The 1,496-nt window shown below is 68.3% G+C and carries 1 protein-coding gene; it reads right to left on the minus strand.

Annotation, left to right across the window (positions count from 1 at the left end; genetic code table 11):
- Nucleotides 1-55 precede the first annotated feature (55 nt).
- The gene (locus tag ACH4TV_RS48280) at nucleotides 56-1,261 is read right to left on the minus strand and encodes an IS110 family transposase (RefSeq protein WP_398407858.1); all 1,206 of its coding nucleotides are present in this window, start codon (nucleotides 1,259-1,261) and stop codon (nucleotides 56-58) included.
- Nucleotides 1,262-1,496 lie beyond the last annotated feature (235 nt).

The raw sequence follows: 1,496 nt of genomic DNA on the forward strand, positions 1-1,496 counted from the left end.
TGGGGGGTGCCCCTATCTCTTTCGTCAAGGGGCGGGTCGGTTGATTGGTGATGTTTCAGGCGGCTTGGGGGACGGCTTGAGGTTCGAAGAACGTGCCGTCGCGGAGCATCGCGAAGAGCACGTCGACGCGGCGGCGTGCGAGACACATCAGGGCCTGCTTGTGCCGCTTGCCCTCGGCTTTCTTCCGCTCGTAGTAGGCCCGGGAGGCCGGGTCGGACAGCGAGGCGAACGCGGCGAGGAAGAAGGCCCGTTTCAGGTGCTTGTTGCCTCTGCGGGACGGGCTCTCGCCGCGGATCGAGGACCCCGACCGCCTGGTCACCGGAGCGAGCCCGGCATAGGCGGCGAGGTGGCCTGCGGTCGGGAAGGCGGTGCCGTCACCGACGTCGATGAGGATCCTGGCTCCGGTCCTGACGCCTATCCCCGGCATCGACGTCAGGAGCTCGGAAAGAGGGTGCGACTTGAGCAACTCCTCGATGTCCGAGGCCAGTTCCTTGCGCTGGTCGAGCAGGCCGGCCAGGTTCTTCGCGAGCTTGGGCACGATCACCGCGGCCGCGTCGGTGCCCGTGACGACGACGGTCTGCTCGTCGAGTGCGGTGAAGATGTCCTCGACCAGCCGCTCGGCCATCCTGGGCGCCTTCGGCCGCAGCAGCGTGATCAAGCGCCGTCGTCCGGCCTTGCGGATCGCCTTGGGCGAGCCGAACTGTTCCAGCAGCGTGAGCACGGCCGGGTGCTGGATGCGTGGCCCCAGGACCCGTTCGAGGTGCGGGTGGATCTGGGTGAGCAGGCCGCGGAGCCGGTTCGCGACCCGGGTGACCTCGCCCGCGAGGTCGTCGTCGAACCCGACGATCATGCGGAGTTCGGCGATGGTTTCGTCCGTCAGCTCGATCGAGCGGAGCGTGTGGGGCATGGTGCGGGCGGCGTCCGCGATGATCGCCGCGTCGCGGGCATCGGTCTTGCCCTCACCGGGATAGAGGTCCGCGATCCGCCGCATCGTCAGGCCCGGCAGATAAGCCACCTCGCAGCCCGCGTCGCGGGCGATGGCCAGTGGCAGAGCACCGATCGAGGCGGGCTGGTCCACGACGACCAGGACCCGGCCGTACTTGGCCGTGAGCTTGTCGAGCATGGCCCGTATCTTCGGCTCGCTGTTCGGCAGCGGCTTGTCGACGACGCTCCTGCCGTCCGGCATGAGGCCGGTGGCGTGGTGTTCGCCCTTGCCGACGTCGAGGCCGAGGAAGACGGCCACATCGCGGATGTCGATCACTTCACTCCTCCTGGGAGGGTCTTGTCTTCCCGGCCAAGGCACGGCGCCGACATCCGGCAACCACGTTACGAAGAGCGTTGCCGGCGGACCGGCGCTCCTGCCCCTATTAGCGATCTACCGGCGCCTCCCGACCCGGTGACACCACCCCCCGGGTCATGGTCGACAGGGGGCAAAAGTCATGCCGGGCCAGAAGGCCGGGAGCCCCAAAATCGGGGCCGTCTAGAAGGTAACGGGG

The organism is Streptomyces sp. NPDC020898 (genome assembly GCF_044333925.1).
Lineage (GTDB): Bacteria > Actinomycetota > Actinomycetes > Streptomycetales > Streptomycetaceae > Streptomyces.